We start from the raw sequence: 25,011 nt of genomic DNA, 5'->3' as shown, positions 1-25,011 counted from the left end.
TTCGCGTGAACCAAGCTCCTTGCGTCGATCAGTGTCCTTGGTTCGCGCGGGTTGGTGGATGTCGTGCTGAGAAAGTTGAGCTTCCGGGGCGCAATAGCGGCCGCAATTGTCGTCGCCGGTCATCTGGCGAGTTGCGTCTCCGCCTCTGCCGACGACGGTCCACGCGGCCTCGCCCTTGCCTGGCCCGGCTCAGCACCGGCCCCCGGCGTCAGCAAGCTGGCGGGAGGTTTGCCGTCGGCTCATTCGGACATCGACACCGAGCACATCTTCGGGTTCAGCATGGGCTCCGACATCGGCAAGCCCGGCGAAATGGAGGTCGAGTTCGAGAATGTCGGCGCGTTCGGCAAGCGTTCCGGCACTTACGCAGCCTGGGCCAATCTCAATCAGGTCAAATATACGGTCTCGGACAACTTCCGGATCGCGCCGGGATTCGCGCTGACCGGACATCACATCAATGGCGTTCCGGGACTTGCCGATCATCGCGACCTCGCTTTCGGCGGGGTGGCGCTCGAACTGCGCTACAAGCTGCTCGATCGCGCCGTCGCGCCCTTTGGGCTGACCCTCCATGCGCAGCCCGGCTGGAGCCGGATCGACGACGGCAGCGGCATGCACATCGCGCAATATGGCGCAGAGTTTGCCGCGCTGTTCGATCGCGAGCTGGTCAAGGACAGGCTGTTCGCCGCGTTCAACGTCTGGTACGGGACCGGCGGAACCCGCGAAATTTCAACCAATCTTTGGCGACACGATTCCGAGATGCAGCTCCAGGCCGCGATCTCGTATGCAGTGCATCCCGACTTCGTGCTCGGCCTCGGCGTACGCTACGCGCGGGCCTATGACGGCGGCGGCCTCGACCGCTTTTTGGGAGACGCAGTCTTTGCTGGCCCAACCTTCTCCTACAACATCTCGAAGGAGGTCGGCGTCTCCGGCACCTGGCAGATGCAGGTTGCCGGCCAGGCGATCGGCGAGGTTCGCAGCCTCAACCTCGATCAGTTCGAGCGGCACCAGGCACTGTTGCGTGTCAACCTGCATTTCTGACGCCTGGCACGCAGAGGAATCGGCGGGGCTGCGGCCGTACGCTGAGGATTGTTCAGTAACGTCTCAACAGCCCGCGATCCACGCTCGCCTCACCATAGTCGGCACAAGCCCTGTTCGGGTTTCTGATCAAATCCGTACGGACGCGTCTGAACGTTCTGCTCGCCGCGTCCGACACCTCGGGACGGAACTTGCGGGGATCGTAGCTGTCGCCATCGCGAGCCTTGATGGCCGCAGCATAGGCGTCGATGATCGCCATCGCCGCCTCGGGGCTGCCGAGCAGTCGGGCGCCGAGTTGAACGCTGCCGCTGCCATCGACCTCGTAACCGTCGCATCGCTGTTCGAGCACCACGGATGCGGTGACGAGTTGATCGAGGAACGTCGCTTCGGCGTCGCTGAGGGGTGCGGCTTTCGACGGCCCCGGCACGATCGTCGCGAGCATTGCGAAGACTGACAATTTGAGTTTCATTGTCGTGGCTCTCGAACAGGATCGCAGCTTATCGAGAGCCAGACGATCTCCGGAGCGTGTTGACCCAGGTCAAAGGAAGCGCGGCGAGTCACCGGCGTATGGGCGAGCAATGCTCCCACAGCACGGGGTTGCGAGCGCAGCGAAGTAATCCAGCATCCCTCCGCGCAAAGATTCTGGATTGCTTCGTTGCGCTCGCAATGACGCGTGGTGAGAGACTACATGTCCACGCTCAGCGTTCGCGCGATGAGAATCCCCTCCGCCAAACCCTCTGAGCGCGAGCGAAGCTCGTCGCGGCCTCCAAGAATGGGGCAAGGGGGCGTGCCTGCGCCGTGGCAACAGCATGGGCTGTAGCACCAAGCGCTAGATCGTTGCTGGCCTGATCTCGTCGCGCGTTTGAAGCTGCGTTCCGCAAAACGGACAGAAAAGGACCGCTTGGTCGAACCAACCCATTCCTCGATCTGTGTTGACGCCTCCCACAGTCAGATACAGGACACCGGTATCCTGTTGGACAAAGAAGAAGCGCTTCTGCGGCAGAGTAAGCGCATCATTCATGTCGTTACAGCACGTCCCGAACGACTTGCGCTGAACTGCCACCGTTCTCTACCGCTTATTCCAGTCGATCACACGACCCGGATCGGCGTCGAACTCCATGCTGCAGAACGTGCCGCCCTGGAAGTAATCGCCGACCGGATCAGGCTTCAGCTTGGCCTGCTCGGCCATGGCGTGCTCGCGGAAATCTTCGGCGCGGCCTGTCGGGCGATAGCCGAATTCGTAGGCGCGGTGGTTGTCCCACCAGGCGCGCTCGTTGAAGGAGGCGCCGTAGAAGATCTCGAAATGGATGTCGGGATGCTCGAGTCCGATGCGGCAGAGCTGCACGAGATCGTCGGGCTTGAGCCAGATCGAGAGCCGGCGCTTGTCGAGCGGCATGTCGCCGAAATTGCCGATGCGAAGGCAAGTCACCTTCAGCCCATGCTTGTCGGCGTAGAGCGCGCCGACGGCCTCGCCGAACACCTTGCTGACACCATAGCGGCCGTCGGGGCGCGGGGTGACGTCGGTGCCGATCTTGTGATGGCGCGGATAGAAGCCGACGGCGTGGTTCGACGAGGCGAACACCACGCGCTTGACGCCCTTGCGGTACGCCGCCTCGAACAGATTGTAGCCGCCGATGATGTTGGCCTGGAGGATCTGATCCCAGGTGCCTTCGACCGAATAGCCGCCGAAATGCAGGATGCCGTCGACGCCCTCGCAGATCGCCTCGCATTGCGCGAGGTCGGCGAGGTCCGCGGCCTTGAATTTTTCATCGGGGCTGAGATCAGCCGGCGGCTTGATATCGGACAGTAGGAGATCCGGGTAGATCGGCGGCAACAGCTTCCGCAGGCTCGTGCCGATCCCGCCCGAAGCTCCCGTCATCAGAATACGCGGCATGTCGTCCCTCGCCGTTGGTGACCGAATTTGCGATCACGTGTCCCTAATGATAGCAGGATTGTCCAGAGGGAACGAAACGAGAGAACCGGCATGAATGAGGCATCGTCCCACACGGAGGAACGGCCAGGCTGGCGGCCGGCGACCTGTTACCCCGATCCCGCGATCAGGGCATTCGATCCCCGCTTCGAAAAATACTGGCTGAAGCTTTCGGCGGTGGAGCGGCTGGCGACCGGCCTGCGCTGGGCCGAGGGGCCGGTATGGTTCGGTGACGGGCGTTATCTGCTGTGCAGCGACATCCCGAACCAGCGCATCCTCAAATGGGAGGAAGAGACCGGCGCCGTCAGCGTGTTCCGCAAGCCCTCGAATTTTGCCAACGGCAACACGCGCGACCGGGAAGGCCGGCTCATCACCTGCGAGCACGGCGGCCGGCGCGTGGTGCGCACCGAGTATGACGGCAGCATCACCGTGCTGATGGATCAATTCAACGGCAAGCGGTTGAACTCGCCGAACGATGTCGTTGTTAAATCGGACGGCTCGATCTGGTTTACCGATCCGACCTTCGGCCTGCTCGGCAATTACGAGGGCTACAAGGCCGAGCCCGAGATCGAGCCCAACGTCTATCGACTCGATCCCGAGACCGGCAAGGCGACCATCGTCGCCGAGGGCGTGCTCGGGCCGAACGGGCTGTGCTTCTCGCCGGACGAAAAGATCTTGTATGTCGTGGAATCGCGGGGCGTGCCGAACCGCAAGATCCTCGCCTATGACGTTTCGCCCGAGGGGACCACGATCGCAAAAAAGCGCGTCCATATCGATGCCGGGCCGGGCACGCCCGACGGCATGCGCTGCGACATCGACGGCAATCTCTGGTGCGGCTGGGGCATGGGCGATCCCGAGCTCGACGGCGTGGTGGTGTTCGCACCCGACGGCGTCATGATCGGCCGCATCGCCCTGCCCGAGCGCTGCGCCAATGTCTGCTTCGGCGGCGTCAAGCGCAACCGCCTGTTCATGGCCGCGAGCCAGTCGATCTATGCGCTGTATGTGAACACGCAGGGAGCGGTTGGGGGATAGCGCGCACCTCTCTCCGCCGTCATTCCGGGGCGCGCCGTCTTCGGCGCGAGCCCGGAATCCATCGTGCGGCAGAATCTGCGGCCAAATGGATTCCGGGTTCGTCGCTTCGGGACGCCCCGGAATGACGACGGAGCAAAACGAAAAACGCCGGAGCGGTTGTCCGCTCCGGCGTTTGGTTTGCTCGGGCTAACGCTTACGCCGCGTTGAAGCCGGCGACCGCCTTCACCTCGAGGAAGTCCTCGAGGCCGAACTTGCCCCATTCGCGGCCGTTGCCGGACTGCTTGTAGCCGCCGAACGGCGCGGTGCGGTCGTTGGGCACGCCCTGCAGGTTGACGTTGCCGGCGCGGATCTGGCGGCCGACGCGCTTGGCGTCCTCGACCGTCGGGCCGGTGACGTAGCCGGCGAGGCCATACGGCGTATCGTTGGCGATCTTGACCGCGTCGGCTTCGTCCTTGGCACCGATGATGGTCAGCACCGGCCCGAAGATCTCCTCGCGCGCGATCGTCATGTCAGGGGTGACGTCCGCGAAGATGGTCGGGCGGACATAGAAGCCCTTGTTGACGCCCTCGGGCAGGCCCGGGCCGCCGGCGACGAGGGTTGCGCCCTCGTCGATGCCCTTCTTGATCAGGCCCTGGATCTTGTCCCACTGGCCGCGATTGACCACCGGGCCGATGGTGGTGCCTTCGGCGCGGGGATCACCGGCCTTGGTCTTGTCGGCGACGGCCTTGGCGATCGCGGCGACCTCCTTCATCTTCGAGAGCGGCACGATCATGCGCGAGGGCGCGTTGCAGGACTGGCCGGAATTGTTGAACATGTGCATCACGCCGCCGGTCACCGCCTTCGTGAGGTCGGCGCCTTCGAGGATGACGTTCGGCGACTTGCCGCCGAGCTCCTGGCTGACGCGCTTCACGGTGGGCGCTGCGCGCTTCGCAACGTCGATGCCGGCGCGGGTCGAGCCGGTGAAGGAGATCATGTCGATGTCGGGGTGCTCGCTCATGGCGGCGCCGACCTCGGGGCCGAGACCGTTGACGAGGTTGAACACGCCCTTGGGCACGCCGGCCTCATGGAGGATTTCCGCGAAGATCAGCGCCGAGGTCGGCGTGAACTCGCTGGGCTTCAGGATCATGGTACAGCCGGCGGCGAGCGCGGGCGCCACCTTGCAGGCGATCTGGTTCAGCGGCCAGTTCCAGGGCGTGATCATGCCGACCACGCCGATCGGCTCGCGCAGCACCATGGCGGTGCCGACCGGCTCCTCGAAATGATAGTTCTTGAGCACGTCGAGTGTGGTCATGAGATGGCCGAGGCCGGCGCCGGCCTGCAGCTTCTCCGCCATCGGCAGCGGTGCGCCCATCTCGTCGGAGACGGCGGCGCCGATCTCCTTGAGGCGACCCTTGTAGATCTCGATGACCTTGCTGAGCAGCGCGACGCGCTCCTCGCGGCTGGTCTGGGAGAAAGTCGCGAAAGCGCGCTTGGCGGCGGCGACCGCCTTGTCGACATCGGCCTTGGAGCCGAGCGCAACCTCGTACATCGCCTCTTCCGTCGCCGGATTGATCACGGCGGTGGACTTCTTGACGGCGGGATCGACCCAGGCGCCGTCGATGTAGAATTGCATGCGATTGACCATCATTAACCTCTTCTTGGGGGCTTGGAGGGGGCGTTTCGGCAGGCATCCTTGCACGAAAGCGCCGGCAATTGAACCCGCCATATGCGGGGCCAGCGTTGCGGCGAGCGGAGGTTATATGAGCCGATGGCGGGAACGTGGCAAGATTCTCTCAGCCGTCATTCCGGGTTCGGCTCTCCGAGCCGCCCCGGAATGACGAGGCAGTTACCTCGACTACACCGCCATCTTCCGATGCAGCACCGGCGCGCCGGTGGTGAGGCTTTCGGCCGCATCGATGATGGCGTTGGCGTCGATGCCGTAGTGCCGATAAAGGTCCGCGATGCTGCCGGTCTGGCCGAACTGCTCGACACCGAGCGCCTCGACGCGATGGCCACGGACGCTGCCGAGCCAGCCGAGCGCGGCGGGATGGCCGTCGATCACGGTCACGATCCCGCAGTCGCGAGGCAGCGGCGCCAGCAGCTTCTCGATATGGCTGAGATGCTGCACGCCGCGGCGGTCGCGCCGCAATTTCCGCGCGGCGGTCCACCCCGCATGGAGACGATCGGCCGAGGTGATCGCGAGCAGGCCGACGTCGCGGCGGCTCTCGCCGATGAAGCCGGTCGCCTCGATCGCTTCGGGCGCGACCGCGCCGGTATAGGCGATCACGACCTCGGCATTCGGCCCCGGCTTGCGCAGCCAATAGGCACCATCGGTGATGCCCTGTCGCAGCTCCGGTGTCATGATCCGCTGCGCCTGCTCGATTGAGCGCGTCGAGAGCCGCAGATAGACCGAGCCGCCCTCGCCCGGCTCGCGCTGCATGTGCTCGAAGCCGAAAGCCATGATCACGGCGAGCTCGTCGACGAAGGCAGGCTCGAAGGAAGCCAGCCCGTCCTGCGCCATGCCGATCAGCGGCGTCGCGATCGACTGATGCGCACCGCCTTCGGGGGCGAGCGTGATGCCGGACGGCGTCGCCGCCACCATGAAGCGGGCGTCCTGGTAGCAGGCATAGTTCAGCGCGTCGAGCCCGCGCTCGATGAAGGGATCGTAGAGCGTGCCGACCGGCAAGAGCCGCTCGCCGTTGATCTGGTGCGACAGGCCGAGCGCCGAGAGCATGATGAACAGGTTCATCTCGGCGATGCCGAGCTCCAGGTGCTGGCCCTTCGGCGAAGCATCCCAATTGTAGGTCGAGGGAATTTTCTCGCTGCGGAATAGATCCGCCTTCTCGGCCCGCGCGAACAGGCCGCGGCGATTGACCCAGGGGCCGAGATTGGTGGAGACGGTGACGTCCGGCGAGGTTGTGACGATGCGCCTGGCCAGCTCGCTGTCGCTGCGCGCGATCTCGTTCAGCACGAGGCCAAAGCCCTGCTGGGTCGACATCTGCGGCGACGGCTTGAAGGCGAGCTGTTGCGGCACCTCGACGACGGGCGCCGTGAGCCGGCGGCCATCCTGGTTGAACGGCACCCGCGCGAGGAAAGCCTCGAGCTCGGCTGCATCCTGCGGCAGCCCTTCGAACTTGTCCCATTCGTGTCCGGGCCGGATGTTCTGGCTGTCGCGGTATTTCTCCATCTGCGTAACAGTCATCAGGCCGGCGTGGTTGTCCTTGTGGCCCTGAAACGGCAGGCCGACGCCCTTGATGGTGTAGGCGATGAAGCAGACCGGGCGGTCGTGATCGATCGCGTCGAACGCCTCCAGCATGCTCGCCATGTCGTGGCCGCCGAGATTCGACATCAGCGCCAAGAGCTCCTCGTCGCTGCGCTTTTCGATCAACTTGGTGATCGGGCCCTGGTCGCCGATCTCGTCATGCAGATGCTTTCGAAAGGCCGCGCCGCCCTGGAAGCACAGCGCCGCATAGAGCGCGTTCGGGCAATTGTCGATCCACGTCTTCAGCGCCTCGCCGCCGGGCTCCGCGAAGGCTTCGCGCATCAGGCGGCCGTATTTCACGATGACGACGTCCCAGCCGAAATTGCGGAACATGGTCTCGAACTTTTCCCATAGACCTTCGCGCACGACGGCGTCGAGCGACTGCCTGTTGTAGTCGACCACCCACCAGGTGTTGCGCAGGCCGTGCTTCCAGCCCTCCGCGAGCGCCTCGAAGATGTTGCCCTCGTCCATCTCGGCATCGCCGACGAGCGCGATCATCCGCCCCTCGCGGCGGTCCTTCATCCAGCCATGCGCCTTGACGTAGTCCTGCACCAGCGAAGAGAACAGCGTCTGCGCGACGCCGAGGCCGACCGAGCCGGTGGAGAAATCGACGTCGTCGACGTCCTTGGTGCGCGAGGGATAGGACTGGGCGCCCTTGAAGCCGCGAAAATCCTCCAGCTTTTCGCGGCTCTGCCGGCCGAACAAATACTGGATGGCGTGGAACACCGGGCTCGCATGCGGCTTCACCGCGACGCGGTCCTCAGGGCGCAGCACGTGGAAGTACAGCGCCGACATGATGGTGGCGAGCGAGGCGGACGAGGCCTGGTGGCCGCCGACCTTGAGGCCATCCGCATTGGAGCGGATGTGGTTGGCGTGGTGGATGATCCAGGACGACAGCCACAGCGCCTTGCGGCTGAGGGCGGTCAGGATTTCGAGACGGGCGGGATCAACGGGCATGGCGATGCTCCGGGAAATATGCACCGATCATACGCCTGCGCGGTGCGTCAAACTTCTCAATTTTTCGCGCCATACCCGCCGATATTGGGATACTTTACCAACGTAGCGGACAAAATGCAGGTTTCATCCCAATGCCCGAGCTCGACGCCATCGACCGCAAGATCCTCAGCCACCTTCAGAACGACAGCCGCCTGACCATGCAGGAGCTCGCCGACAAGGTCGGGCTCTCGGTCTCGCCCTGCCATCGGCGGGTCAAGCTCCTGGAGGAGCGCGGTGTCATCTCGCGCTATGTCGCAACCGTCGACCAGAAGGCGCTGGGACTGCACGTCAGCGTCTTCATCTCGATCAAGCTGGCACGGCAGAAGGAGGAGGATCTCAACCGCTTCGCCCGCGCCATCTCGAAATGGGACGAGGTGCTGGAATGCTATCTGATGACCGGAAATCGCGACTATTTGCTCCGCGTCGTCGCCGCCGACCTCGCCTCCTACGAGACGTTCCTGAAGACCAAGCTGACCCGGCTCGACGGCATTGCCTCAATCGAGTCCAGCTTTGCGCTCAGCCAGGTTAAGTACTCGATCGCGCTGCCGGTGTGACCTGGCTCCGAGGTATTGGCGGGTTGTCACATGGGCGCAACAAAGCCCGCCGATGGTCGTTGGTAACTGGCATCCTAGCGGAGAGAAGGACCCATGACCGCAGCCGATCGCAAATCCGAGATCTCCAAGCGCGAGCGCATCATCCAGGAAATGGCCGACGATCTCGACGAGGAACTTGAGATGGAGCTGGATGATGCCCGTCTCGACGAGCTCCTCGACGAGACCGGAACCCTGAAACCGACGGTTGATCGCAGGCTCTATTTCCGGGAACTGCTTCGCCTCCAGGGCGAGTTGATCAAGCTCCAGGATTGGGTGCAGAGCGAGAGGAAGAAGGTCGTGGTGCTGTTCGAAGGCCGCGACGCCGCCGGCAAGGGCGGCGTGATCAAGCGCATCACCCAGCGCCTCAATCCCCGCATCTGCCGCGTCGCGGCGCTTCCGGCGCCGAACGAGCGCGAGCGCACGCAATGGTATTTCCAGCGCTACGTCGCGCACCTGCCGGCCGGCGGCGAGATCGTGCTGTTCGATCGCAGCTGGTACAACCGCGCCGGCGTCGAGCGCGTCATGGGCTTCTGCTCGGAGAACGAGTATCAGGAGTTCTTCAAGACGGTGCCGGAGTTCGAGCGCATGCTGATCCGCTCCGGCATCATCCTGGTCAAATACTGGTTCTCGATCACCGACGACGAGCAGCAGTTCCGCTTCACCATGCGGATCAAGGATCCGCTCAAGCAGTGGAAGCTGAGCCCGATGGACGTCGAGTCCCGCAGTCGCTGGGAGGCGTACACCAAGGCCAAGGAGACGATGCTGGAGCACACGCATCTGCCGGATAGCCCGTGGTGGATCGTCGACGCCGTGGACAAGAAGCGCGCCCGGCTCAACTGCATCGCACATCTATTGACTCAGATCCCGTACCAGGAGGTCGTGCGGGCGCCGGTGACGCTGCCGCCGCGCGTGCGACATCCCGACTATCAGCGAGGCCCGGTCCCGCCGGAGATGTACGTGCCGGCGAAATATTGACACTCCTACCGCCACGGCTGCACGATGATCTTGGTGTGGGCTTCGGGGTTGGCGAGATCGGCGAAGGCCTTGGCGACGCCGTCGAGGCCGACTTCGGCGGTGACCATCGCGGCCGCGTCAACCTGCCCTTCCGCGATCAGGCGCAGCGACGCAGCAAACTCCTCCGGGGTGTAGCCGAGCACGTATTGGACGTTGAGCTCCTTCATGATGGCGAGCATGGGCTCGCTTCTGTCGCTCTCCATGCAGACGCCGACCACGACGATGCGCGCATAGCGCGGGGCACCCTCGAATACCTGCTGCAACAGGCCGGGCACGCCGACGCATTCGAAGATGATGGCGGGCTTCAGCGCGGGCAGCATGGCCTGGAACGGCGGCCGCGCCGCCTTCTCGGCCTCCGACATCTGCGCGTGCTCGGCCCAGGTCGCATAAGGCTGCGACGTGCGGGGATCGACGACGATGTCGGCGCCGAGTTTTGCGGCGAGCGCGCGCCGCGCCGGCGAATAGTCGGCCGCGATGATCGGATGCAGGCCCTTGATCCGCAGCGCCGCGATCACCGCAAGCCCGACCGGGCCGCAGCCGATCACGAGCGGCACCTCGCCGCCACGGATATTGGCTTTGGCGACGGCATGAACGCCGACGGCGAGCGGCTCGGTGAGCGCGGCATGCTCCGGCGCGAGGCCATTGGGTACTTCGAGCAGCAGCGCTTCGCTCAGCAGCATCGCCTCGGCATAGCCGCCGATATTGTCGTTGGAATAGCCGATCCCTTCGATGCCCTGCGGCGTCACCAGCGCGGGAAGCGAGCAGACCTGGGTTCCCGGCTTCAGCTTGCGCGATGTGCCGGCGCCGTAGTCGACGATCTCGCAGCAGAACTCGTGGCCGAACACGACGTCGCGGCTGAGATCCATCGGCTTGCGTCCGGTCTTCCGCGCCATCTCCACCATGCGATGGGCGTGCTGGCGCGCGTGCAGATCGGAGCCGCAGATGCCGCAGGCGAGCGTCTTGACCAGAACCTGGCCTGGGGCCGGCGTCGGCTCGGCCATCCGGCCTACGACAATTTCACCGTTCCTGAAAATCGCGGCGCGCATCCGGCTCCTCCCTGATCGTTGGAGCCGTCGATAGCACGACGCGGCAGCTGCGAACTTGCGTCAGGCGTTCGGCGAGCGCTCTTCCAGCACCAGCAGCTGGGCGCGGCGGACGCGCTCTCGATGCGCGATGTAGAGACCGCTGGCGACGATGAAGGCTGCACCGACGACGGTCCAGATGCTCGGAACCTCGCCGAAGATGAAGAAGCCGAGAATGCTGACCCACAACAGTTGGGAGTAGGAGAACGGCGCCAGCACCGAGGCATCGCCGTAGCGATAGGCGAGCACGACGATCCACTGGCCCGCGGTCGAGGCGACGCCGATGAAGATACCGAGCGCGATCGCGGTCCAGGACGGCGTCACCCAGACGAACGGCACGATCGCGGTGAGGATGGCAAGGCCGGTGAGCGAGGAATAAGCCATGGTGGTGACGACGGCTTCGCGTCCGCTCATCATCCGCGTCAGGATCAGCGTGCCGGCCCAGCACGCCGCCGAGACCAACGGAAAGACTGCGGCGGGGTGAAACGCGCTGGTGCCCGGGCGCAGGATGATCAGCACGCCGATCAAGCCGAGCGCGGTGGCGAGCCAGCGGCGCATGCCGACTTTCTCGCCGAGAAACACGATCGAGAGCGCCGTGACGAACAGCGGCGCGACGAAACCGGTGGCGGACGCCTCCGCGATCGGCAGGAAGCCGAGGCCCGTGATGAAGAACAACGAGGAGCCGAGTAGGGCCGCCCCGCGCATCACGTGCAGGCCGGGACGCTTGGTCCGCATCGCATAGAACGGCGAGGCGGGCAGCATCACGGGCGTGAACAGCAGCGTGAAGGTCAGGAACCGGATCCAGGTGATCTCGATCGAGGGCAGGCTGGTCGAAAGATATTTCGCAGTGACGTCGGAGCAGCCGAGAAACACCGTCGAGAGCAGGATCAGCGCGATGCCCTTGAAGGGATGATCGACGCGCGCAGGGGCGCGGCGAGCCTCCTGCTTCTTCTCCGGCACAGGCATGGGAATACTGTCGAGCCTTGCGGCTGCGGCGGGCGGCGGTGTCACGGCTGGAACCCGGGCAAAATGCGAATCGAGAACAGCCGTAAAAAATGACAAATGCCCCGCGTTCACAACTTCCGAAAACAGGATGCCGATATGCGCGAGCCGCCGCGCGCGTCAATGCTCCGTTAATATTGCCCGTTGTGCACTACAGCATGGGCAGGCCGCGCGGCTTCGGCCCGCGCGGAAATACCGCGTCGAGCGCGGCAACCTCGTCTTTCGTCAGCACGAGATCGCCCGCCGCCGCATTCTCGCCGGCATGTTCCGCGGACGAGGCCTTTGGGATCGCGAACACCGTAGTGGCACGGGTGAGGAAGCTCAGCGCGACCTGACGCGGCGTCGCACGATGCGCTTCCGCGATGCGCGCCAGCACGGCACCGCCCTTGCTGCTGCTTGCGGGGAAATCGTCGTGGCCGAACGGCGAGTAGGCCACGACGGCAACATTGTGCCGTTCGCACCACGGGACCACCGCATGCTCGATCGCGCGCTCCTTCAGATGATAGAGCACCTGGTTGCAGGCGATCCGGCCCTCGCCGGAGACTTCGAGAATCTCGTCGAGATCGTCGGCATCGAAATTGGAGACGCCCCAGGATTTGATCTTGCCTGATTGCACCAACTCTTCAAACGCAGCGACGGTGTCCTCCAGCGGATAGGAGCCGCGCCAGTGCAACAGATAACAGTCGAGCCGGTCGGTCTTCAGTCGCTTCAGCGAGCGCTCGCAGGCGGTGATGGTGCCGCGGCGCGAGGCGTTGCTGGGCAGCACTTTCGAAACGAGGAACAGTTCATCGCGCCGGCCTGCGATCGCATCCGCAATGACGAGCTCGGCATCGCCGTACATCTCGGCGGTGTCGATGTGGGTCATGCCGAGATCGAGCCCGCGCTGCAGCGCCGCGATCGCGCGCTTGCGGTCGCCGTGGTCGAGATACCAGGTGCCCTGTCCGATGACGGAGACGTTTGCGCCGGTCTTGCCAAAGGGTTTTGTGTTCATGTTATTCCCTCAGAGGCTCTAGAGATCACTGATGTCGGCAACCAGCACGCTGCCCGTCGCCGACTCCGTGATATAGAGCCGATCCTTGTTTTCGCCACCGACCGCGACATTGGTGCAGTTCGGTCCCGCGCACGACTTGATCCGCGCGATCAGTTCCCCGTTCGGCGCGAACACGAAGACATGGCCGAGCGAGGCATGACCGACGAACAGGCGGCCCTTGGCATCCATGGTCATGCCGTCAGGACCGCTCGTGCCGAACAGCGAGCAGAAGCGGCCGACCTTGGACACGCTGCCGTCCTTCATGAACGGCAGCCGCCACACCGCGTTGTCGCGCGTCATCGCGACGAACAGCACAGTCTCGGTCGGGTCGAGCACGAGACCGTTGGGGCTTATCCCGGTGTCGAGCAGGCAATCGAGGCGGCCGTTCGATGCCAGCCGATAAACCCGGCCACTCGGATCGTGCAGGCCGGTCTGCCCCTGGTCGGTAAAATAGATATCGCCGTTGGAGGCGAGATGCAGGTCGTTGCAGCCGCGAAACGATTCCGAATTGCGCCCGGTCACGACCGGCTTGACGCGGCCGGCTTCGGCATCGAGTTCCATGATGCCGTGCCTGTAGTCCGCGATCAGGATGCGTCCGTCGGCTGCGATCTTCAGCCCGTTCGGCCAGCCCTCATATTCGATCACGAGCAACCATTCGCCGTCGGGCGCGATACGAAAGATGCGGCCGAACGGAATGTCGACGATGTAGAGATTGCCGTCCTTGTCGAAGGACGGCCCCTCGATGAAGCTCTCGGTCGGTATGTTCGGCCGGTTGGCATCGGCCCAATCGGTTCGCACGCCCTTGCGGCGAAACTTTTCGGGCATGGCGGTGAACAGCCTGGTCTCGATCAGGCGCGGCGGCGTTTCCAGGTACATGGTTGTTCTTGTGCGCGTTGAGGGGACAGCGCGGCAGCATACGGCACAATAGCGAGCGCGTCGATTGGCGTGGGCGCGTGGCGCCTCCCCCTCACTGTCATTCCCCGCGACCCGGCTACGCCAAGGCTTCGCCGAGGTTTCGGTTCTTGGGCGCGCCGAAGCTTTAGCGTAGGCGGCAAGCGGGGAATCCAGTACGCCGCGGCTTCTCGATTCCATCACTGTCGTCTCTGGGATACTGGATCGCCCGGTCAAGCCGAGCGATGACAGGGGAAGCTGCAGCGACGACTGAGAACGCCCTCCCTACCCCGCCACGCCTGCGACCTTCGCCTGCTGTGCAGGCACTTCCGTCGTGGCGATCAGGCGTTTCAGCTCGGGGATGCAGGAGCCGCAATTGGTGCCGGCCTTGAGCTTGGCGCCGATTTCGGCGGTCGTGCGCGCGCCGCCAGCGATGCTGTCGCAGATGGTGCCGCGGCCGACGCCGAAGCAGGCGCAGACGATGGGGCCGGTCGAGGCCGCGCCTTCGCAGGACTTGCCTGAGAGCAGCATGCGACGCTGCTCGTCGGTGACCTGATCGGCCGCGAACAGGCTCTTCACCACCTCCCAGTCGCCGGCATCGTGCGCCGGGCCGACGAACAGGCAGGTCTCGATTCGATCCCCAACAAACGAAGCCGCGCGAAAAACCCCGCCGCCGAAATCGCGATATTCGGCAACGTCCTCGCCGGCGAGGTTCTCGAGCCAGGCGGGCCAGCGGGCGAGATCCGCGTTGTCGGCGAAGAGATAGCCGAAGCCGCCGCTGACGGTCACGCGCGTCCACAACAGGTTCTGCGGCAGATCGAGCGGCTTGCGCGACAGTGCAAAACCGCGGAAGACGAATTCGTAAGGCGCGATCGCGGCCGGCGTCGCCTTGGCTTCCGGCTGTCCCGAGAACGGATCGGTGAACGGTGCTACCAGCGCACCGACGCGGCCGTGCGAGGCGTTCATTGCGCTCCAATGGATCGGCACGAACAGGGTGCCGCGCTGCTGCCGATCGCTGACGACGACCTTCAGGATGCACTGGCCGTAATCGGTGGTGATGCGGGCATAGCCGTCATGGACGATGCCGTATTTGCCGGCGTCGTCGGGATGGATCTCGACGAAAGGCTCGGGCAGATGCGCGCCCAGGCGCTGGCTCATCCCCGTGCGGGTCATGGTGTGCCACTGGTCGCGGATGCGCCCGGTGTTGAGCCTCAGGGGACGCGACGGGCCGGTCTCGCCGCGCAGCGCCGGCACCTCCGGCGCAACGAAGCGGCCCTTGCCGTCATTGGTGAAGAAGCCGCCTTGCGCGAAGAAGCGCTCGCCGGGCGTCCCGCCTTCGCGCACCGGCCATTGCACCGGCTTCAAACCATCGAAGGCTTCGTCCGACAGCGAGGTCAGCGCGCCGATGTCGAAATCGCGGCTGCCATTGTTCTCGAACGCCGAGAGCGCGGCATGCTCGCGGAAGATATCGGCGGCCGATTTGTAATTGAAGCTGTCGCCGAAGCCGAGACGCTTTGCAGTCTCGCTCAGGATCCACCAGTCGGGACGCGCTTCGCCCGGCGCCGGCAGGAACGCGCGCTGGCGCGAGATGCGCCGCTCCGAATTGGTCACCGTGCCCGACTTCTCGCCCCAGGCCAGCGCCGGCAGCAGCACGTGCGGGCCGGCCGCGACCGTATCGTTGGAGAGCACGTTCTCGGACACCACGAAGAGTTCGAGCTTCTTCAGGGCATCGCGCACCATGTCGGCATCGGGCAACGACACCGCGGGGTTGGTGCCCATCACCCAGAGCGCCTTGACCTCGCCGCGGTTGATCGCCTCGAACAGCTGCACCGCTTTCAGCCCCTCATGGGTGGCGATGCGCGGCGCCTTCCAGAACCGTCTGACGCGGTCGATGTCGGGCGGCGTGAAGCCCATATGGGCGGCGAGCATGTTGGCGAGGCCGCCGACCTCGCGGCCGCCCATCGCGTTGGGCTGGCCGGTCAGCGAGAACGGCGAGGCGCCCGGCTTGCCGATGCGCCCCGTGGCGAGATGGCAGTTCAGGATGGCGTTGACCTTGTCGGTCCCCTGTGCCGACTGGTTGACGCCTTGCGAATAGAGCGTGACCACCTTCTCGGTGTCGCGGAACATCCTGAAGAAGGCGGCAACGTCCGGCTCGGAGAGGCCCGTGGCGAGCGCGGTCGCAGTGACGCTGCCGGCGATGTTGCGCGCGCGCGCCAGCGCATCATCGAAGCCAGACGTGTTCTGCGCGATGTAATCCTGGTCCAGCACGCCATTGTCGGCGAGATGCACGAACAGGCCGGAGAACAGCGCGGTGTCGGTGCCGGGCTTGAGGCCGAGGAACAGGTCGACATCGCTGGCGGTATCGGTGCGGCGCGGATCGATCACGATCATGCGGGCGCCGCGCTCCTGCCTGTTCTTCACCATGCGCTGGAACAGCACCGGATGACACCAGGCCGCGTTCGAGCCGACGAAGACGAGCAGATCGGCCTGATCGAGATCCTCATAGCAGCCAGGCACCGTGTCGGCGCCGAAAGCGCGTCGATGGCCGGCAACCGAGGACGACATGCAGAGCCGGGAATTGGTGTCGACATTGGCGGTGCCGACAAACCCCTTCATCAGCTTGTTGGCGACGTAATAGTCTTCGGTGAGGAGCTGGCCGGAAAGATAGAACGCGACCGCGTTGGCTCCGTCGCGCGCCACGATGTGCTGCATGCGATGGGCGACGTGGTCCAGCGCATCGCTCCAGGCGACGCGCTCCAGCACGCCCTTGCAGCGGATCATGGGATAGAGCAGCCGCCCTTCCAGGCCGACGGTCTCGCCGAGCGCGGAGCCCTTTGAGCACAGCCGGCCGAAATTGGCGGGATGATCGGGGTCGCCCGCGATCGCCGCGCCGCCCTTGCCGTCGGGCGTCGCCAGGACGCCGCAGCCGACGCCGCAATAGGGACACGTGGTCTTGGTGGTGCGGAGATTTGGATCGATCGCCGTCATATCACGCCGCTTTCGAAGGCTGCGCCAGCGCGCGGCCGAACATCATGTCGGTGCGGATCGAAGCGACCTTGTCGCGATTGCGGATCAGCTCGAGGTACCAGAGCGCATCGATCGTATCGCCGATCAGCACCGCCCCGGTGAGCCGACCGTCGGCGATGACGAGCTTCTTGTAAGTGCCGCGCCTGCGATCCGACAGCACGAGGCTCTCGCTGCCCTCCCCGCCCATGAAGTCGCCGGCGGAGAACACGCTGACGCCGGAGACCTTCAGATTGGTCGAGACCACGCTGCCCTGATAGGCGGCGGGCCGGCCGGCCAGATGTCGCGCCAGCACGCGCGCCTGCTCGTAGGCGGGCTCGACCAGGCCATAGCAGGTGCCGCGATGCTCGGCGCATTCGCCGAGCGCAAAGATGTCGGACGCAGAGGTCTGCATCACGTCGTCGACGACGACGCCGCGGTTGACCGCGATCCCCGCCTCTTTCGCCAGCGCGACGTTCGGCTTGATGCCGGCGGCGAAGATCACCGCATCGGCCTCGATACGGCTGCCATCGGCGAGCTCGACCGCCTGGACGTGGCCGTCGCCGTGGATGCGGGCCGTCGCGGCATTGAGCATGACGCGGATACCCTTGCGCTCGACCAGCGTCTTGAGCAGATCGGCCGCGGGCGCGTCGAGCTGACGCTCCATCAGCCGATCCATCAGATGCAGCAGCGTCACGGGCGCGCCGGCCTTGGCGAGACCGTAGGCCGCTTCCAGCCCGAGCAGGCCGCCGCCGACCACGACGACGCGCTTCCTGGCCGCGGCCAGTGTCAGTAGCAGGTCGACGTCGCGAGTGTCGCGGAACGTGTGCACGCCTGAGAGATCGGCGCCTGGCACGTTGAGCCGCAGCGGCGTCGATCCCGTGGCGAGCACGAGCTTGGAATATTCCATGCTCTCCTCGCCCGCGATCTTGAGCTCACGGCGGCCGACATCGATCTCGCTGACGCGATAGCCGTAGCGCACCGTGACGCCGCGGTCTCGCCACCAACCGGCCGGCCGCAGTTCGATCTCGTGCGAGCCGGTCTCGCCCGCCAGCACGGAGGAGAGGAGCACGCGATTGTAAGCGAGCCGTGGCTCTTCGCCGATCACGGCGACCGCGTAGCGGCCGAGCGCGGTCTTGGCGAGCTCGTCGACCAGACGCGCGGCCGCCATACCGTTGCCGACGATGACCAGCGGTTCACTCACAACGCATCTCCTATTCGGCGGCCTGCGCTTGCGCGCCGTAGGCCTCGGAAATCATGTAGCCGGACAACACGCCGTAGGCGTCGGTCCAGGCTGTGGCGAGTTCGGGCGTCCAGGCCTCGCCAAGGCCCTTCTCGAGGGTCCACAGCAAGGTCGCGCCGACCACGGGGTAGTGCTCGGCCTTGGCGCCATAGTCGACGTGACGCTTGGCGAGCGCGGAGGCCGCGGGAAGAATCGACTCCAGGTTCGACAGGCCGCCGACCACGGCGGCGAGCATGCCCATCAGCTTCTTGCGCTGCTCGGTCATGTCCTCGGGAAACATCGCGCGCACGGACGGCGCCACCTCGAACAGGCGGTCGTAGAACAGCACCGCGGCGGCTTCCGAAATCGGCGCGACCTTGGCGAAGCTCTGCTGAACGAGGGTAATCTGCTCGGGCGTCATGATGTTCTCCTGTCTGTTTCGGTCTGCCTTCGTCCGCGCCATTGCGGACAAAGTTCATGGATCAAACGTCATCAGAGAGACTTCTCCCCGCGTACGGGGAGAAGCGACATTCGTGCCAGTTTGTCGTGCTCACACACGCGCCTCCGCGAGGCTTGGCGCGCCCTCACCCTGCGGGCTGCGACGCAGGTAGAACCACCAGGTCAGAGCGAGGCAGGAGGCGTAGAAGCCGAGATAGACCACGAGCGCGAGCTGCGGCCCGCCGGTCATGGCGATCGACTTGCCGAAGCCGCTCGGGATCAGATAGCCGCCGACGGCACCGACCGCGCCGATGAAGCCGACCGCCGCGCCGCTCTCGATGCTCGCGGTCTTCAGGGCAGCGCCGCGTGCCGCATCGCCCTTGCCGCGCACCTTGAACAGGTTCTCCTCGCGGAAGATCGAGGGGATCATGCGGTAGGTCGAGCCGTTGCCGATGCCCGTCGTCACGAACAGGATCAGGAACATCGACAGGAAGCCGATGAAATCCTTGTGCCCCACGAAGTAGAGCGCGCCGACCGTGGCGCCCGCCATCACAATGAAGTTCCAGAACGTGATGATGGAGCCGCCGACCCGGTCTGCGAGCCAGCCGCCGAGCGGGCGCGACAGCGAGCCGACCAGCGGTCCCAGGAAGGCGATCGAGATCGTCACGTTCGGGAATTGCGTCTTCAGCAGCAGCGGAAACGCCGCCGAGTAGCCGATGAAGGATCCGAACGTGCCGATATAGAGATACGCCATGATCCAGGTGTGCTTGCGCTTGACGATCGCGAGCTGGTTCTTCACCGACGATTTCGCCGTGGTGAGGTTGTTCATGAAGAACACCGCGCCGAACACCGCGATGCCGATCGGCAGCACCCACATCAGGCCGGCATTCTGCAGGAAGATGCCGTCGACGGGCGTCGCCTGGAACAGGTTGAAGACGGCGAGCGTCATCAGGATCGGGGTCAGGAGCTGCACGCTGGAGACACCGATATTGCCGCCGGCCGCGTTGAGGCCGAGCGCCCATCCCTTCATCCGGTCGGGAAAGAAGAAGGAGATGTTGGTCATGCTGGAGGCGAAATTGCCGCCGCCGAGACCCGCGGTCGAGGCGACCAGCAGCATGAGCCAGAACGGCGTATCGGGCTGGCTGACGAAATAGGCAAGCGACAACGTCGGGATGAACAGGATCGCCGCGCTGAAGATGGTCCAGTTGCGGCCGCCGAACGTCGTCACTGCGAAGGTGTAAGGAAAGCGCATGAAGGCGCCGATCAGGCCCGGCACGGCGACGAGCTGGAACAGCTGGTCGGTGGTGTAGTGGAAGCCGGCCTGCGGCAGCTTGGTGGTGACGATGCTCCAGATCAGCCAGACCGAGAAGCCGATATGTTCGGCGACGATGGACCAGATCAGGTTGCGCCGCGCGATCGACTTGCCAGTCGTGTTCCAGAACGCCTCATCCTCGGGGCGCCAGTCTGAAATCCAGCTGGAGTTCAGGGTCGGATTTTTTGACATTGAGTATCCCTTCCAGGCTCACCGCTGCGTCGTTGCAGGCTCTGCCTCCGATCACGGAGGCGCGCTCCGAGGCTTCACCCCCGGTGGCGAGATCACGATGCTGATTGATGATGTTGAGGGACGTCGTCGTTGGCGTCGCGCAAAGACGCTTCAATTTCCGTGCCAATTGCGCGCACCCAGGAAACACAGGGATTTCAGGATGTTATTCGTATTGCCCGAATTGTTTGCAGGGCTTTTCCGCACGCTAAATTTGCGTTTCGCTCAATCCCTGTGCGACGCACAAGGATTGAGCTTGATGTCGATTAATTGGGCGCGGGCATATCTCGCGTGAACGCGTGATCTACGCGGCCTCGACGAAGCGATGACGCTCGTAGAGGAATTCGAGCACGCGCTGGCGGCACTTCAGATAGGTCGCGTTGGTCGCGAGGTCGAGCCGCTTGCGCGGCCGCGCCAGCGGCACCTCCAGCACCTCGCCGATGCGCGCGCTCGGTCCGTTGGTCATCATCACGATGCGATCCGACAGGAGCACGGCCTCATCGACGTCATGGGTAATCATCAGGATGGTGTTGCCGAGCTTCTGATGCAGCGCCATCACCGAGTCCTGCAGATGCGCGCGGGTCAGCGCGTCGAGCGCACCGAACGGCTCGTCCAGCAGCAGCACCTTTGGCTCCATGGCCAGCGCCCGGGCGATGCCCACGCGCTGCTTCATGCCGCCGGAGATTTCCGAAGGACGCTTGTCCCTGGCATGGGCCATCTGCACGAGGTTGAGATTGTGCATCACCCAGGCGTCGCGCTCGGCGCGGGACTTGGTCTTGGCGAAGACCTTGTCGACGCCGAGCCTGACGTTCTCGTAGACGGTCAGCCACGGCAGCAGGCTGTGGTTCTGGAACACCACGGCGCGATCGGGCCCCGGCGAGTTCACCTCGCGGTTTTCCAGCAGCACGCCACCCGTGGTGGCGCCGGTCAGTCCTGCGATGATGTTGAGCAGGGTCGACTTGCCGCAGCCGGAATGGCCGATGATCGAGACGTATTCGCCCTTCTCGATGGTGAGGTTGATGTCCTTCAGCACCTCCGTGGTGGCGGCGCCGCGGGTGAAGACCTTGTCGATGTGGTCGAGCTTCAGATAGGCGGTCATGTCCCTCTCCTCAGTTCTGCGCGGTGCCGCGGGTGACGACCTTGCCGAGCCCCGCAATCAGGCGGTCCAGCACGAAGCCGATGATGCCGACATAGAACAGCGCCAGGATGATCTCGCTGATATGCGAGGAGTTCCAGGCGTCCCAGATGAAGAAGCCGATGCCGACGCCGCCGATCAGCATTTCGGCGGCGACGATCGCAAGCCACGACAGGCCGATGCCGATGCGCAGGCCCGTGAAGATGTAGGGCGCCGCCGCCGGGATCATGATCTTTGCGAAGAATTCCAGCGGATTGAGCTGCACCACCGCCGCGACGTTACGATAGTCCTGCGGAATGTTGCGGATGCCGACCGCGGTGTTGATGATGATCGGCCAGATCGACGTGATGAAGATGACGAAGATCGCGCTAGGCTGGCCGTCGCGGAAGGCCGCGAGCGAGAGCGGCAGCCAAGCGAGCGGCGGAATCGTGCGCAGTACCTGAAACAGCGGATCGAGCCCGCGCATCGCCCAGACCGACTGCCCGACCAGCACGCCGAGCGCGATGCCGGCGATGGCCGAGAGCGAGTAGCCGAAGGCGACGCGCTGGAGACTGGCGGACAGATGCCAGAACAGGCCCTTGTCGATGCCGCCACGGTCGAAGAACGGATCGAAGATCAGCTCCTTGGTATCCGCAAACACTTTTGAGGGCGGCGGCAGCGCCGAGCCAGCTCTCCGGCAGACCAGCTCCCACACCAGCGTCAGCAGCGCGATCACGACCAGCGGCGGGATCACGCGCACGGCGGTCTCGCGTACCATGCGTGCGTAAGCCTCGGTGCGCGGGGGACGCTTCGGCGTCAGCGTGACGACCGGCGCAATCGTTGCGGCAGGCGTCGCGGTCTCAACCTCGATCTTCGTGGCAGTCATGTTCATCGCTATCTCTCTCCGGCGTGGCAGGGACGATGCGGCCGCCCCTAAAGGCGGCCGCAGGGCTCCATCAGACTTCGACGCGCTTGATCGCGAGCGACTTCAGATAGGCAGCCGGATTTTCCGGATCAAACACCTTGCCGTCGAAGAAGGTCTCCTTTCCGCGCGAGGCGGAGGCCGGAATGTCGGCAGCGGCGACGCCGAGGGTCTTGGCCGCATCGCGCCACATGTCCTCGCGGTTGACCTTGGCAATCAGCGCCTTGGTATCGAAGTTCGGCTCATACTTGCCCCAACGGATGTCCTCGGTGAGGAACCAGAGATCGTGGCTCTGGAACGGATAGGAGGCATGATCGCGCCAGTACTTCATGACGTGCGGCGAGTTCTCGACCACCTTGCCGGGGATGCCATAGTCGAACTTGCCGGCGGTGCGATCGTAGACGTCCTCGACCGGGCAGTTGATCCACTGCCGCTTGGCCATGATGGCGGCCAGCTCCTGCTTGTTTTCCGCCTTGTCGGCCCATTGCTGGGCTTCCAGCACGGCCATCAGGATCGCCTTGCTGGCCTTCGGATATTTATCGACGAAGGCCGCGCGCATACCGAAGGACTTCTCCGGATGCTTATTCCAGATCTCGCCGGTGTTGACGGCGGTGTAGCCGATGCCCTGGTGGATGAGCTGGAGATTCCAGGGCTCGCCGACGCAGAAGCAGTCCATGGTACCGACCTTCATGTTCGCCACCATCTGCGGCGGCGGCACCACGATGGTCTCGATGTCCTTGTCGGGATCGATGCCGCCGGCGGCGAGCCAGTAGCGGATCCACAGATCGTGGGTACCGCCGGGGAAGGTCATCGCAGCCTTCACGGCCTTGCCGGACGCCTTCTTCTTCTCGAGCGCCGCCTTGAACGGCGCCGCATCGGTGCCGAGCTTGAGGTCGGCATATTCCTTGGCGACCGAGATGCACTGCGCATCGAGATTGAGCCGCGCCAGGATGTACATCGGCGTCGGCTGGTTGTTCTGCGTCACCTTGCCGGCGGAGATCAGGTACGGCATCGGGGTGAGGATGTGCGCGCCGTCGATGCCGTTGCCCTCGGAGCCGAGCACGAGGTTGTCGCGCGTGGTGCCCCAGGACGCCTGCTTCTGCACGTCGGTGTCGGGCACGCCGTGCTTGGCGAAGAGGCCCTTGTCCTTGGCGACGAACAGCGGGCCGGCATCGGAGAGCGCAATGAAGCCGAGCTTGGCCCCCTTGACCTCGGGGCCTCCGTCCTGCGCGAAGGCGCCGGCGGGGAAATTCAGCTTGGCGGCGGCGAGCAGTGCGGCGGTTGAGCCGGTGGCCTTCAACAATTGCCGGCGGCTGAGGCCGGTCGTTTCCGAGGGCCGGCGGATGCGCTTGGTCATAGGCAGTGTCGTCCTTTGGCGTCGTTGCGGAATGATTTGCGGCTGTGCGCGCGAGCAGCCCGTCCGTCCGGCGCGCCGTCCTTGGCGCATGCGAACGCGCGACGGGGGAACCCCCGTCTGGTGGCGTCAGCAAATCGGATGAGATGTCTCGCGGGACGGCTTCAATGGCGTCGGCCGGAAGTATTCAAGCTTCATGCCAAGCTTGCCGCCGCAAAAAGAGATGATTTTACAAAGCATTGGAACGATTGCGCCAGATTGTCGCAGCTCGGTTCCGCATGCGAAATTTGCGGTTTGCACATTCTTTGTGCGGCGCACAAATCTTGTGCAGAAGCTCAAGCAAAAGGCCGTGAAGGCGGCAGAGCCAGATCGAGCAAAGCGGGATCGCGTTGAAATTGCTCTATATTTCCGGCGCCCGGCAGCGGCACGCAACTTGCTTCCTAATTGCCGTCAACGACGACCGCGGCTTGGCCGCATTTGATGCAGCCTCTGGCGGCTGCATCCCGGAAGCTCACCTGCTTCGCGGTCTCCGGCTTCAGAGTCCTCGTGACGCGATTCCCAAGGCTTCCAGACTTTCCATAGCCCTCGTGCGCGGCAGGCTGCCCGCACGGCCGATGACGTTCAGCCGCGCCCTCGTCGGGGCGTGTCGATCTCACTTACGTAGCAAAAGGAACCATTGATGTCGTATCTCGCGCCTTCGGAATTCGTCACCAAGATGGTGGATGCGGGCGAGTCCAAGATCTTCATGTCCACCCGGGATACCATCATCCGCGCCTACATGGCCGGCGCGATCCTGGCCCTCGCAGCCTGGTTTGCCGTCACGATCACCGTGAACACCGGCCAGCCGCTGGTCGGCGCGCTCTTGTTCCCGGTCGGCTTCGTCATGCTCTATCTCCTGGGCTTCGACCTCCTGACCGGCGTGTTCGTGCTCTCGCCGCTCGCGCTGATCGACAAGCGCCCGGGCGTTACGCTCAACGGCGTGCTGCGCAATTGGGGACTCGTCTTCGTCGGCAATTTCGCCGGCGCCTTCACCGTCGCCTTCATGATGGCCTTCGTCACGACCTTCGGCTTCACGCAGGCGCCCGACAAGGTCGGCGCCGCCATCGGCAATATTGGCGAGGGCCGAACCCTTGGCTATGCCGCGCACGGTGCTGCCGGCATGGCGACGCTGTTCCTGCGCGGCATGCTCTGCAACTGGATGGTCTCGACCGGCGTCGTCGGCGCCATGATCTCGACTTCCGTCCCCGGCAAGGTCATCGCGATGTGGATGCCGATCCTGGTGTTCTTCTACATGGTGTTCGAGCATTCCGTCGTGAACATGTTCCTGTTCCCGTCGGGCCTGCTGCTCGGCGCGAAGTTCTCGATCATGGATTATCTGATCTGGAACGAGATCCCGACCGTGCTCGGCAACCTCGTCGGCGGCCTCGCCTTCACCGGCATGACCCTCTATGCCACTCACGTCATGACCCTGCCGAAGCGCCAGGCGGAGAAGCTTGCAAAGCCCCGCGTCGCCGCGTGATCGAATAGGTCTCGACAGGGGAGCCTCGCCCAAGCACGGTGAGGCTCCCCTTCTCC

Annotated in this window: 20 protein-coding genes; 5 read left to right on the top strand and 15 right to left on the bottom strand. The window is 64.6% G+C overall.

Annotation, left to right across the window (positions count from 1 at the left end; translation table 11 throughout):
* Positions 1-63 precede the first annotated feature (63 nt).
* Positions 64-1,035, top strand: a complete 972-nt coding sequence (locus P0R31_RS16955; RefSeq protein ID WP_275515002.1) for a transporter — start codon at positions 64-66, stop codon at positions 1,033-1,035.
* A gap of 52 nt (positions 1,036-1,087) precedes the next feature.
* Here P0R31_RS16955 and P0R31_RS16950 read toward each other — a convergent pair whose 3' ends face one another.
* Both P0R31_RS16950 and P0R31_RS16945 read right to left on the bottom strand, forming a co-directional pair.
* Positions 1,088-1,501, bottom strand: a complete 414-nt coding sequence (locus P0R31_RS16950) for a hypothetical protein (protein WP_275515001.1) — start codon at positions 1,499-1,501, stop codon at positions 1,088-1,090.
* Positions 1,502-2,101: 600 nt separating this feature from the next.
* Entirely contained in the window at positions 2,102-2,926 is an 825-nt protein-coding gene (locus P0R31_RS16945; RefSeq protein ID WP_275515000.1) for an NAD-dependent epimerase/dehydratase family protein, read from the bottom strand.
* A gap of 90 nt (positions 2,927-3,016) precedes the next feature.
* Here P0R31_RS16945 and P0R31_RS16940 point away from each other — a divergent pair, with 90 nt between their 5' ends.
* On the top strand, positions 3,017-3,994 hold the full coding sequence (locus P0R31_RS16940; protein ID WP_275514999.1) for an SMP-30/gluconolactonase/LRE family protein: 978 nt from the start codon (positions 3,017-3,019) through the stop codon (positions 3,992-3,994).
* A gap of 193 nt (positions 3,995-4,187) precedes the next feature.
* Here P0R31_RS16940 and P0R31_RS16935 read toward each other — a convergent pair whose 3' ends face one another.
* Positions 4,188-5,618: an aldehyde dehydrogenase family protein gene (locus P0R31_RS16935; RefSeq protein WP_275515045.1), complete on the bottom strand. Its 1,431-nt coding sequence runs from the start codon at positions 5,616-5,618 to the stop codon at positions 4,188-4,190.
* 210 nt (positions 5,619-5,828) lie between these two features.
* Positions 5,829-8,192, bottom strand: a complete 2,364-nt coding sequence (locus P0R31_RS16930; protein ID WP_275514998.1) for a transketolase — start codon at positions 8,190-8,192, stop codon at positions 5,829-5,831.
* A 131-nt stretch (positions 8,193-8,323) separates the two neighbouring features.
* Between P0R31_RS16930 and P0R31_RS16925 the strand changes: the two genes are divergently transcribed.
* Together P0R31_RS16925 and ppk2 are read left to right on the top strand one after the other, a co-directional pair.
* Complete coding sequence (locus P0R31_RS16925) at positions 8,324-8,785, top strand: Lrp/AsnC family transcriptional regulator (protein ID WP_027571162.1); 462 nt, start codon at positions 8,324-8,326, stop codon at positions 8,783-8,785.
* Positions 8,786-8,878: 93 nt separating this feature from the next.
* On the top strand, positions 8,879-9,799 hold the full coding sequence (gene ppk2, locus P0R31_RS16920; RefSeq protein WP_275514997.1) for a polyphosphate kinase 2: 921 nt from the start codon (positions 8,879-8,881) through the stop codon (positions 9,797-9,799).
* A 5-nt stretch (positions 9,800-9,804) separates the two neighbouring features.
* Here the strand turns inward: ppk2 and P0R31_RS16915 are convergent, their stop codons facing one another.
* The 11 genes from P0R31_RS16915 to P0R31_RS16865 all read right to left on the bottom strand — a co-directional run bounded on the left by P0R31_RS16915 (position 9,805) and on the right by P0R31_RS16865 (position 23,439).
* Positions 9,805-10,884 (bottom strand): zinc-binding dehydrogenase, encoded by a 1,080-nt coding sequence (locus P0R31_RS16915; protein ID WP_275514996.1) that lies wholly within the window; start codon positions 10,882-10,884, stop codon positions 9,805-9,807.
* A 60-nt stretch (positions 10,885-10,944) separates the two neighbouring features.
* Positions 10,945-11,886, bottom strand: a complete 942-nt coding sequence (locus tag P0R31_RS16910) for a DMT family transporter (protein ID WP_275515043.1) — start codon at positions 11,884-11,886, stop codon at positions 10,945-10,947.
* Between the two features lie 187 nt (positions 11,887-12,073).
* Positions 12,074-12,913 carry an aldo/keto reductase gene (locus P0R31_RS16905; protein WP_275514995.1) on the bottom strand — a complete coding sequence of 280 codons (840 nt, stop codon included), beginning with the start codon at positions 12,911-12,913 and terminating at the stop codon, positions 12,074-12,076.
* An 18-nt stretch (positions 12,914-12,931) separates the two neighbouring features.
* Entirely contained in the window at positions 12,932-13,828 is an 897-nt protein-coding gene (locus tag P0R31_RS16900; RefSeq protein ID WP_275514994.1) for an SMP-30/gluconolactonase/LRE family protein, read from the bottom strand.
* 300 nt (positions 13,829-14,128) lie between these two features.
* Positions 14,129-16,831, bottom strand: coding sequence for a nitrate reductase (locus P0R31_RS16895; protein ID WP_275514993.1), 2,703 nt, complete (start codon positions 16,829-16,831; stop codon positions 14,129-14,131).
* Between the two features lies 1 nt (position 16,832).
* Positions 16,833-18,050, bottom strand: a complete 1,218-nt coding sequence (locus tag P0R31_RS16890) for an NAD(P)/FAD-dependent oxidoreductase (RefSeq protein ID WP_275514992.1) — start codon at positions 18,048-18,050, stop codon at positions 16,833-16,835.
* 10 nt (positions 18,051-18,060) lie between these two features.
* Complete coding sequence (locus P0R31_RS16885) at positions 18,061-18,489, bottom strand: globin family protein (protein ID WP_275514991.1); 429 nt, start codon at positions 18,487-18,489, stop codon at positions 18,061-18,063.
* Between the two features lie 129 nt (positions 18,490-18,618).
* Positions 18,619-20,010, bottom strand: coding sequence for an MFS transporter (locus tag P0R31_RS16880; RefSeq protein ID WP_275514990.1), 1,392 nt, complete (start codon positions 20,008-20,010; stop codon positions 18,619-18,621).
* Positions 20,011-20,350: 340 nt separating this feature from the next.
* Positions 20,351-21,145, bottom strand: coding sequence for an ABC transporter ATP-binding protein (locus P0R31_RS16875; RefSeq protein ID WP_172783961.1), 795 nt, complete (start codon positions 21,143-21,145; stop codon positions 20,351-20,353).
* A 10-nt stretch (positions 21,146-21,155) separates the two neighbouring features.
* Positions 21,156-22,052 (bottom strand): nitrate ABC transporter permease, encoded by an 897-nt coding sequence (ntrB, locus tag P0R31_RS16870; RefSeq protein WP_275514989.1) that lies wholly within the window; start codon positions 22,050-22,052, stop codon positions 21,156-21,158.
* A 64-nt stretch (positions 22,053-22,116) separates the two neighbouring features.
* Entirely contained in the window at positions 22,117-23,439 is a 1,323-nt protein-coding gene (locus tag P0R31_RS16865; protein ID WP_275514988.1) for a CmpA/NrtA family ABC transporter substrate-binding protein, read from the bottom strand.
* 676 nt (positions 23,440-24,115) lie between these two features.
* Between P0R31_RS16865 and P0R31_RS16860 the strand changes: the two genes are divergently transcribed.
* The gene (locus P0R31_RS16860) at positions 24,116-24,955 is read left to right on the top strand and encodes a formate/nitrite transporter family protein (protein ID WP_275514987.1); all 840 of its coding nucleotides are present in this window, start codon (positions 24,116-24,118) and stop codon (positions 24,953-24,955) included.
* The last annotated feature ends 56 nt before the right edge of the window (positions 24,956-25,011 follow it).

Source organism: Bradyrhizobium yuanmingense, assembly GCF_029167105.1.
Classification (GTDB): Bacteria; Pseudomonadota; Alphaproteobacteria; order Rhizobiales; family Xanthobacteraceae; genus Bradyrhizobium; species Bradyrhizobium yuanmingense_A.
This window is presented reverse-complemented; position numbering and strand designations above follow the sequence as displayed.

Coding starts and splice junctions, on each gene's coding strand:
- P0R31_RS16950 (WP_275515001.1), bottom strand. CDS start 1,501: ATGAAACTCAAATTGTCAGTCTTCGCAATGCTCGCGACGATCGTGCCG.
- P0R31_RS16945 (WP_275515000.1), bottom strand. CDS start 2,926: ATGCCGCGTATTCTGATGACGGGAGCTTCGGGCGGGATCGGCACGAGC.
- P0R31_RS16940 (WP_275514999.1), top strand. CDS start 3,017: ATGAATGAGGCATCGTCCCACACGGAGGAACGGCCAGGCTGGCGGCCG.
- P0R31_RS16935 (WP_275515045.1), bottom strand. CDS start 5,618: ATGGTCAATCGCATGCAATTCTACATCGACGGCGCCTGGGTCGATCCC.
- P0R31_RS16930 (WP_275514998.1), bottom strand. CDS start 8,192: ATGCCCGTTGATCCCGCCCGTCTCGAAATCCTGACCGCCCTCAGCCGC.
- P0R31_RS16925 (WP_027571162.1), top strand. CDS start 8,324: ATGCCCGAGCTCGACGCCATCGACCGCAAGATCCTCAGCCACCTTCAG.
- ppk2 (WP_275514997.1), top strand. CDS start 8,879: ATGACCGCAGCCGATCGCAAATCCGAGATCTCCAAGCGCGAGCGCATC.
- P0R31_RS16915 (WP_275514996.1), bottom strand. CDS start 10,884: ATGCGCGCCGCGATTTTCAGGAACGGTGAAATTGTCGTAGGCCGGATG.
- P0R31_RS16910 (WP_275515043.1), bottom strand. CDS start 11,886: ATGCCTGTGCCGGAGAAGAAGCAGGAGGCTCGCCGCGCCCCTGCGCGC.
- P0R31_RS16905 (WP_275514995.1), bottom strand. CDS start 12,913: ATGAACACAAAACCCTTTGGCAAGACCGGCGCAAACGTCTCCGTCATC.
- P0R31_RS16900 (WP_275514994.1), bottom strand. CDS start 13,828: ATGTACCTGGAAACGCCGCCGCGCCTGATCGAGACCAGGCTGTTCACC.
- P0R31_RS16895 (WP_275514993.1), bottom strand. CDS start 16,831: ATGACGGCGATCGATCCAAATCTCCGCACCACCAAGACCACGTGTCCC.
- P0R31_RS16885 (WP_275514991.1), bottom strand. CDS start 18,489: ATGACGCCCGAGCAGATTACCCTCGTTCAGCAGAGCTTCGCCAAGGTC.
- P0R31_RS16880 (WP_275514990.1), bottom strand. CDS start 20,010: ATGTCAAAAAATCCGACCCTGAACTCCAGCTGGATTTCAGACTGGCGC.
- P0R31_RS16875 (WP_172783961.1), bottom strand. CDS start 21,145: ATGACCGCCTATCTGAAGCTCGACCACATCGACAAGGTCTTCACCCGC.
- ntrB (WP_275514989.1), bottom strand. CDS start 22,052: ATGAACATGACTGCCACGAAGATCGAGGTTGAGACCGCGACGCCTGCC.
- P0R31_RS16865 (WP_275514988.1), bottom strand. CDS start 23,439: ATGACCAAGCGCATCCGCCGGCCCTCGGAAACGACCGGCCTCAGCCGC.
- P0R31_RS16860 (WP_275514987.1), top strand. CDS start 24,116: ATGTCGTATCTCGCGCCTTCGGAATTCGTCACCAAGATGGTGGATGCG.